Consider the following 7,835-nt stretch of genomic DNA (forward strand, 5'->3'; position numbering starts at 1 on the left):
CCTTCTTCATGCGGTCGTCTCACCCCGCCGCATCCAGTTGAATGCCGACCGGGCAGATCACAGGAAGGTAGTCAAGCCATGCATCGACGTATGAATAGAAGTCGTCCCATTCGTCTCCGGCGCTTTCATGAAGAGTGGTGACCTACTGCGAGTGCGCATCCTTGTTGTGCAGCATTGCGATGAGCAGACCGGCGCGCCCGCCGAATGCGAAATAGATAGTCTGACGGCTGACACCCGCCTTTGCGACGATCGTTGACTGACTGACGTCCACCCCACTATCGGAGATTTCATTGGCCGGCGTCGGGCAGGACGAAATTGCCATGGGCCTGGCCGCTATCGATTTTGCGTCGAACTGACCTTAGCGGGGATGCCATCGCCTCGAAGCCCTATCGGGGCAAACGGCAGTCACCTGGTCCGCGCTCGATATTCAAATGCAGGCGCGCGGCTAGGGTCTCGCGGCGTGCCTTTGAGTATTGATATACCGCCTATGCGTGGATCAGTTTCCCCTTACTCGGCCGGCTGAGGTTGTCCGTCTGCAGCGACTTCAGTCTGCTTGCCGGAGAGGGTGCGCTGGCCGAGAGCCACGGTCAAAACGGTTGCCGCCGCCGCCGCAACAGATACCCAGAAGCCGTTCTGTGCGCCGTAGTTGTCGACGACCCAGCCCGACACGAATGAACCTAGCGCCATGCCAATGCCGATGCCGGTCATGACCCAGGTGACGCCTTCGGTCAGCATGGACTCCGGAACCCGCCGCTCGATCAGGCCGAAGGCCGTGATGAAGGTCGGCGAGATGGCGACACCGCTCAAGAAGATGGCAACCGCGAGAAGCGCGACCGAGCTGCCGGCAATCAACAGAGGCAGGGTAGTCAGAGCGAGAACGCTGACGGCGATCAGCATCTGGCGCTGGAGAGGCATTTTAGGATTGATCGCGCCGAGGACGAGGCCGAGCACAAACGATCCGACCGCATACACGCCGATGACAAGGCTTGCAGCACCCGGCTGGCCAAGTTCCTTCGTGATGGCGACCGAGGTCACTTCGGCCGTGGCGAAGATCGCCCCGACGAAGACCAGCGCCAGCGTGACAATCTGAACCGGACGCAGCCAGATAGCCGAGCCCCGTGGGGCATCACTGTCAAGCGCCCGCACCTTCGGTTCGGTCGACCGCTGCAGGAGAAACGCAGCTGTGCCAAAGGCAAGGAATGCGGTGCTGGCGAGCATACCGGCTTCCGGGAAAAGCGATACGGAAAGACCGACCGAGAGTGAGGCGCCCGCGATGTAGATCAGCTCGTCAGCAGCCGACTCGAAGGCGAAGGCGGTGTTGATCTCCGGGCGATCGCGGAACATTTCGCTCCAACGGGCACGAACCATCGCCGATATGCTGGGCATCATCGAGGCGGCCAATGCAGAGGCGAACAGTGTCCAGACAGGCCAGCTCTGGTTCACGGCCGCAATCAGCACCAGAAAGGCGGCGATCGACACGAGCGCCGCAGGGGCGACAACGGCGGCCTGGCCGAAGCGATCGACAAGACGGGATAGTTGCGGCGACACAAATGCGTTTGTTAGGGCGAATGTTGCCGAAACGGCACCAGCCAGCCAGTACTCGCCATAAGTCTGGGACAGCATGGTGATGATACCGATTGGCGCCATCGCTACGGGTAGGCGTGCGATGAACGCGGCCGCCGAGAAGCCCTTGGCTCCCGGCGCCCTGAATATTTCTGCATAGGGATTCGACATTTGAGAGGTTCCTTGATCGGCAGCGCACGTCACGTATATACTTAGCGTATGTGAGTGAAATAATTATATACGCTGCGTATGTCAACTAAAATACGAAACGTATGTGAACAAAGGAAAACACGGTGCGAAAGACGCGCAAGGGGATGATCGCCGAGACCCGGGCGAAGCTGATTGCCGCCGCCCGGCACACTTTTGGCACGGTCGGCTACGCCGATTCGAACATGGACGAGTTTACCGCGGAGGTGGGATTGACCCGTGGCGCCCTCTACCATCACTTCGGTGACAAGCAGGGCCTGCTGCGGGCGGTCATCGAGGAAATCGATTCAGAGATGACTGCGCGCCTGAAGGAAATATCAGAACGTGCGCCAACGCGCTGGCAAGGTGTGGTCGATGAATGGATCGGCTATATCGAAATGGCGCTTGAGCCTGAGATCCAGCGTATCATGTTCCGTGATGGGCCGGCGGTTCTTGGTGACATTTCCCAGTGGCCGAACACCAATGGCTGTGTCGTGGCTCTGAAGGAAAGCTTGGATGAGCTCAAAGCCAATGGTGTGCTTGTAGACGTCGATACGGAGGGCGCCGCGCGGCTGATCAACGGCGCCAGCAGCCACGCAGCCACATGGATTGCCAGTTCCGACAATCCCGAGGAAACCTCCAGGAGGGCCGTGGCAGGCTTTCGCACCCTGCTTGAAGGGCTTCGTGTCAAGAATGGCTGAGGGCCCGCAAGGCCACGCCGTGGGACCGGAAACTCTCCCGTTTCAGGACGGGCGTGTCATTAATGCTTCACTTTCGCGAGACCCGATTGGCCATGCCTGTCCGGTGACTGCATCGGCTTTCGCGACCTTAAAGCTGCTTTTAGCTAACCTTCGGCCAGTAGGTGCCGAAGGACCAGACGTTGCCTTCCGGGTCGCGGCAGATGAAGTCGCGGCTGCCATAATCACGGTCGACCGGTTCCTCAAGTATTGTCGCGCCAGCCGCCATCGCGCGAATATAGAGCGCGTCCGTATTATCCACCGCAATATAGACGGACTTGCCAGCATTCTCACCTGGACCGCCCACCATGCTGCCATATTGGTCGTCGCGCACTTGGCCAAGCATGATAATAGACGAGCCGAGCGCGAGTTCGGCATGATGCACCTCGTCTCCCTCGCCATATCTGACGCGTAGCGTGAAGCCAAAAGCCTGCTGCAGCCAGTCGACCATCTTCGCCGCGTTGTGGTAGCGGAAGGTTGGATAGATGCGTGGAGCTTCCGTCGTTTCGGCCATGATTGTCCTCCTCTGTTCGAACCGATACGCCATATTGGCACCATCGGCTCGCAGCGTATTGAAGGAATGTCACCTGCGGCGATCAGGCCGCGCGCTTTTGCCAGGCGGCCGGGCTTTCTCCGGCGAATTCGTGGAACTCGCGCACCAGATGGGCTTGGTCGGCATAACCGCATTGGGCCGCGATCTCGGCCCAGCGGCCACTTGTTGCCCGCGCGAGCGCAAGCGCCCGGTTGAACCGCACCATGCGCGCGACCGCTTTCGGGCCGATTCCGATCTCTTTGCGAAAGCGTTCCGCAAGGTGCTTGCGGCTCCAGTCCAGCCTTTTGGCGATGTCGCCGACGCGCACCAGGCCTTGGCCGCAGAGGATATGCTCGTAGGCCCAGGTGATGGCCGGGCTGACAGGCGCGGCGCGCTGGAGCCTTTCGCGCACGAATGCTTCAGTCAGGTGAAGCCGCCTGTCCCAATCGGGCTCCTCGCCGAGCTTCTCGCGCAACACTGCGATTTCCCGGTCGGCAAGGTCATCGAGCGGGACCATCCACCCGGAGATCTCGTGCATCGGCAACCCGAAAAAGCGGTAGGCACCAAGCGGTGTGAAGTCGATTTGTACGCATTCTGCGCCGCCGGTTGAATTGATCAGCACATGGCCGGGATAGAGACCAGAGGTGAAACTCGCATAGGTATCCTCGCGCTTCGGCGCGCGTCCAAACGCAATTTCGAAGGGCTCGCCCCAACTGATGACGAGCGGCACCACCAGTGCGGCCATCTCGACGGAATGATGAAGCGCGCGGCCGCTCTCGCGATAGCCGGTAATCCGGTCCACCAGGCCGGTTAATTCGGAATGACAGAAATGGCGGCGCAGTAAGATAGGGCTGCACCTCCGCGTCTCGATCTTGGTGCTCTCCCGCTGTTCTGAAGCCATGGCCCACATCCGAGTTGCTTGCGGCTATAATAGATCGAGCCTCTCTGCCTGCAAAGGCTGCGGCGTTCAGCCCGCTAAGGTTGTATCACTTATCGAGGTGGCGGACCTCGGCATGTTCGGCGACGACGAGGCGTCGGACCAAGTAGCACCCCGGAAGCTCCGTATCGTTGTATCCGCTCGACGAGAACGGGATGCGCGAGGCGGGTGTCTCAGGCAGAATATTCGTTTACTGAACGAACGTAATCCTTCGTAAGGCTCTTTGCTTTGACTGATGGCCACGCATCAGGGCAAACGCTCCAGCGGCGCTCGTCCAGTAACCCGTCATTGGTGGCCGGGATGGTTCGGACGCTGCTCAGTAACCCATGCCGCCGTTGGCCGCCGACGCGGCGGAATCCTTTGCAGGAATGTCGGCGATCATCGCTTCCGCAGTGATCAGGAGTGTGGCGATAGAGCCGGCAGCCTGCAAGGCAGCTCGTACGACCTTCGCCGGATCGACGATGCCGGCCTTGATCATGTCGACATAGGTTTTCGTCTGTGCATCGAAGCCCTGAGCGCGGTCCTTGCTCTCCGTGAGCTTTCCCACGACGATCGAACCTTCCACGCCAGCATTTTCCACAATTTGCCGGATCGGCGCTTCGAGGGCCTTCAACACGATCGAGATTCCGGCCGTGATGTCGGCAGTTGGGCCGGTCATCTTGATGCCGAGATCTTCCGAGATCATCTGGCCGGCCGTCAGAACGGCTATGTCTTCCAGCATCGTCTTGCGACGATCACCAAAATCCGCGACCTTCAGTCCGCCGCGGATCAATGACGCTGCCACCGATATCGATGCCAAATTGGCGACGAGAATCCGTCCGGCGATAACAGTACCGCCAGCCCTGAAACGCTTGTCGACCGGGGCTGCAACCGACTTCCCAAGAAGGGAGCTGTCCGACTTCTGAAGGGTCGATTGCTGATCACAGAACTTCGCCGGGATAAGCACCCCACAAGCGTGTCTGTTTGACGAAGCCAGCCATTGTATCGACTGCGATCCTGCACCATTGCCCGTCGCAGCGAACCAGTTCGACAGGAATTTCAGGTTCGAGCCAGGCCGTGACGGGGCCGTCGGCTGTGGGATTTTTGCGCAGCGCGATATTGTTCCTGTCCCAAGGGGCTGTTACCGTCGTCCTGCGCCCGGATAGGAGCGGGCCGTAGATCCATCCACTGGTTCCTTCCCAATCCCGCACGCGACGCCAATTGCCATATTCCTGGTAGATCTCGAGCGGTATGCCCGGACGAACGAAGGTCCATTCGATTTCGTATTGAACACTTGGCCCGATACCAAGATTGGCGGGCGAACCTTTCAACGAGACAAAACGGGGAAGAGGAAGCGCACTGGCCTCGGCTCTGAGGCCAATCGGCGTTGTTAAAAGCAGCGCGGTGATGAAGCCGCAATAAAAGATGGCGCGCATGCGGTATCCGGTATGGCTGACACCCTGGCGGGTTGACGAAAGCTCAGGGGTTTGCATCGGATCTGAGCAGCTCACAGGGAATTCATTCTCGACTCCTAAATAGATCGACGATTATGGTCGACCGAATATGGCTCAGTGCTCACATAGCGGTATGAAGATTGACGGAGTGTAAGCATGAGATTTTTTCTATTGCCGGTATCCACCCTCGTCACAACGTGCTTTTCCGCGATCGACACGCACATTGGAGCGGCGTGGTCCACGACGTGTCGGCGTGGGGCAAGGGGTTTATCAGGCGCGGGGAAGGCTATGCTGGTTCTGATCGCGATGCTGTCGGCTTCGGTGACCTTTATCCAACCCGTGCAAGCGGAAAGCCGCATGTGGGTTGCGGTCGATAATGCGAAGCGGCGCAGTTGCCCGTCGATGGAATGCGGCATTATCGGTAGGTTATTCTTCCGCGAGACGGTCGTTGTCTATGAGACGAGCAAAGGATGGTCACGGGTGTCAGGCTATTCAAACGCCGGCTGCTATGAAGAACAGTCATCCTTCGTTCAAGCAGGGCGCAACGACTGCAGCGAGGAGAATGGCGTTTCGGACGGCGAGTTTGCCATTTGGGTGAAGTCGGATTCCCTCGCCGATCAAAAGCCGGGACGCTCTCCAGAGATTCAGGGATCGGACGAGACAATTTGATCGCTTGCGTTAGGAATGCCTTAAGCAATTCGTAACGGTGGCTGCCTAGTTTCACACCCTCGCGGCCGGCTCGTTCGGCTCCAGTTCACGAAGAGCGGCGACGGGCGGGCGGGTGCATCAGTCATTGAAGAAGTTTGCCGGGCTGCCGGCGTCATTGTCAAAAGCCATTCTGGGGCTTCTGGTTACGGCGGTGTTGTGCGTCGGGGCCGCTTCGACGGTAGAAGCAAATCCCAGATATGCCGGTATTGTCATTGATGCGAAGACCGGCAAGACGCTTTATAAAAACCATGCGGACGCGCCGCGCTATCCGGCTTCTCTCACCAAGATGATGACGCTCTATCTTATCTTCGACGCGCTCGAGAGCGGCCAGATAACAAAGGGCACGAAGATACCGGTGTCGCGCAACGCAGCCAACGAGGTTCCGTCGAAACTGGGGCTGAGGCCTGGCCAGACCATTACGGTGGAGCAGGTCATCCTGGCCCTTGTAACGAAATCCGCGAATGATGCCGCGACTGCTATCGGCGAGTTCCTTGGCGGTTCGGAGGCCGGCTTTGCGCGCATGATGACGGAAAAGGCGCGCCAGCTGGGGATGAATTCGACCACTTTCAGGAACGCCAACGGATTACCCGACAAGGCGCAAAAGACGACCGCGCGCGACATGGCCCGTCTCGGTATGGCGTTGCGAGATCATCACCCTCGCTACTATGGCTATTTCACCACTAAATCTTTCAAGTACAGGGGCCGGCGATTCGGCAACCACAACAGGCTGCTCGGCCGGGTCAAAGGCGTCGACGGGATCAAGACCGGCTACACCCGCGCATCAGGCTTCAATCTCGTCTCGTCGGTCGAAATACGTGGCCGCAGCCTTGTTGCCGTGGTGATGGGCGGCCGCACCGGCAGGAGCCGCGATGCCCATATGAGGCGCCTCATCAGCCGTTATCTGCCGAAAGCTTCCAGCGGGCGCGATCGTTTCCATATCGATCGCGGCGGCGATAACGCTCTCATTGCCTCATTGGTCCCAGCCGGCCGTATCCCGCTCCCCACCTACAAACCGGCGCGTGAAATCGAGCCGGAACAGGTTGCTACCATTGAAGCAATCGGGGACGCGAGCAGCGTCGCACGAGTGGACTCGCCTGACGATATCGATTTGGTGAGCACCGCTTCGACGCGCGACAATGAATGGGTCATCCAGATAGGGTCTATGCCAGACCAGGAGGCCGCACGCGAAGTTCTTTCACGGGCGGCTCGCAAGGCGCCGCGACTGCTTGCCGACGCCTCGGCCTTTACCGAGAGCTTTACAATGGACGGCAAAGTATATTTTCGCGCCCGATATTCCGGTTTCGACGCCAAGTCCGAAGCGTGGGGCGCTTGCGGCGTCCTCAAGCAGAAGAATATGGACTGCTACGCTCTGCTCCAGTAGATCTGCGGCACCGCTTGGCAAAGAAGAACTGGAAGGCACCTTTCCAGATGACCTGATCGTGATCGCGTTCCCGGACTTTCAAGCTGCCCGCGCCTGGTACGGCTCGCCCGCCTATCAGGCTACATGCACTGCTCGACCACGTCGTTCCAGATGACCGACCGTTCGACGACTTCCTGCTTGAGGACGAATTTCCTCTGCTCGGGCATCGCATCTTCAAACTGTACGCACGCAAAATACAGGTGCGGGGCAATCACGGCGCGCAGCTTCTCCTCGTGTTCGAGGATGCCACCAAGGAGACGCTGTTCGATCGTCATCGGAATGTTCTGGCCGCCGAACTGGCGCACCGGATCAAGAATAG

Annotated in this window: 10 protein-coding genes and 1 pseudogene; 4 read left to right on the forward strand and 7 right to left on the reverse strand. The window is 59.2% G+C overall.

What is annotated here, in order from left to right:
- Positions 1–142: 142 nt before the first annotated feature.
- Together ACX3P0_RS22605 and ACX3P0_RS22610 are read right to left on the reverse strand one after the other, a co-directional pair.
- Positions 143–322: a TetR family transcriptional regulator gene (locus tag ACX3P0_RS22605; protein WP_459092105.1), complete on the reverse strand. Its 180-nt coding sequence runs from the start codon at positions 320–322 to the stop codon at positions 143–145.
- A 185-nt stretch (positions 323–507) separates the two neighbouring features.
- Positions 508–1,734, reverse strand: coding sequence for an MFS transporter (locus ACX3P0_RS22610; RefSeq protein WP_459092126.1), 1,227 nt, complete (start codon positions 1,732–1,734; stop codon positions 508–510).
- A gap of 143 nt (positions 1,735–1,877) precedes the next feature.
- On the opposite strand from ACX3P0_RS22610, the gene ACX3P0_RS22615 reads away from it, so the two are divergent.
- The gene (locus tag ACX3P0_RS22615; RefSeq protein WP_459082943.1) at positions 1,878–2,450 is read left to right on the forward strand and encodes a TetR/AcrR family transcriptional regulator; all 573 of its coding nucleotides are present in this window, start codon (positions 1,878–1,880) and stop codon (positions 2,448–2,450) included.
- Between the two features lie 139 nt (positions 2,451–2,589).
- On the opposite strand, the gene ACX3P0_RS22620 is transcribed toward ACX3P0_RS22615, so the two are convergent.
- The 4 genes and pseudogenes from ACX3P0_RS22620 to ACX3P0_RS22635 all read right to left on the reverse strand — a co-directional run bounded on the left by ACX3P0_RS22620 (position 2,590) and on the right by ACX3P0_RS22635 (position 5,370).
- Entirely contained in the window at positions 2,590–3,000 is a 411-nt protein-coding gene (locus tag ACX3P0_RS22620; protein ID WP_459092106.1) for a VOC family protein, read from the reverse strand.
- An 82-nt stretch (positions 3,001–3,082) separates the two neighbouring features.
- Positions 3,083–3,928, reverse strand: coding sequence for a helix-turn-helix domain-containing protein (locus tag ACX3P0_RS22625; RefSeq protein WP_459092108.1), 846 nt, complete (start codon positions 3,926–3,928; stop codon positions 3,083–3,085).
- A gap of 343 nt (positions 3,929–4,271) precedes the next feature.
- Positions 4,272–4,751 (reverse strand): annotated as a pseudogene (locus ACX3P0_RS22630) (TCP-1/cpn60 chaperonin family protein); the annotation flags it as partial.
- Between the two features lie 124 nt (positions 4,752–4,875).
- On the reverse strand, positions 4,876–5,370 hold the full coding sequence (locus ACX3P0_RS22635; RefSeq protein WP_459092110.1) for an SH3 domain-containing protein: 495 nt from the start codon (positions 5,368–5,370) through the stop codon (positions 4,876–4,878).
- 306 nt (positions 5,371–5,676) lie between these two features.
- On the opposite strand from ACX3P0_RS22635, the gene ACX3P0_RS22640 reads away from it, so the two are divergent.
- From ACX3P0_RS22640 to ACX3P0_RS22650, 3 genes are all read left to right on the forward strand, one after another.
- Entirely contained in the window at positions 5,677–6,057 is a 381-nt protein-coding gene (locus ACX3P0_RS22640; RefSeq protein ID WP_459092112.1) for a hypothetical protein, read from the forward strand.
- 124 nt (positions 6,058–6,181) lie between these two features.
- Entirely contained in the window at positions 6,182–7,477 is a 1,296-nt protein-coding gene (locus ACX3P0_RS22645; RefSeq protein WP_459092114.1) for a serine hydrolase, read from the forward strand.
- Positions 7,478–7,535: 58 nt separating this feature from the next.
- Entirely contained in the window at positions 7,536–7,631 is a 96-nt protein-coding gene (locus tag ACX3P0_RS22650; protein ID WP_459092116.1) for a DUF1330 domain-containing protein, read from the forward strand.
- On the opposite strand, the gene ACX3P0_RS22655 is transcribed toward ACX3P0_RS22650, so the two are convergent.
- Positions 7,597–7,835: hypothetical protein (locus tag ACX3P0_RS22655; protein ID WP_459092118.1), on the reverse strand; the 239-nt coding region annotated here is incomplete at its 5' end. The two genes, ACX3P0_RS22650 and ACX3P0_RS22655, sit on opposite strands and share 35 nt — an antisense overlap.

The sequence above is a fragment of the Mesorhizobium sp. A556 genome (genome assembly GCF_054489545.1).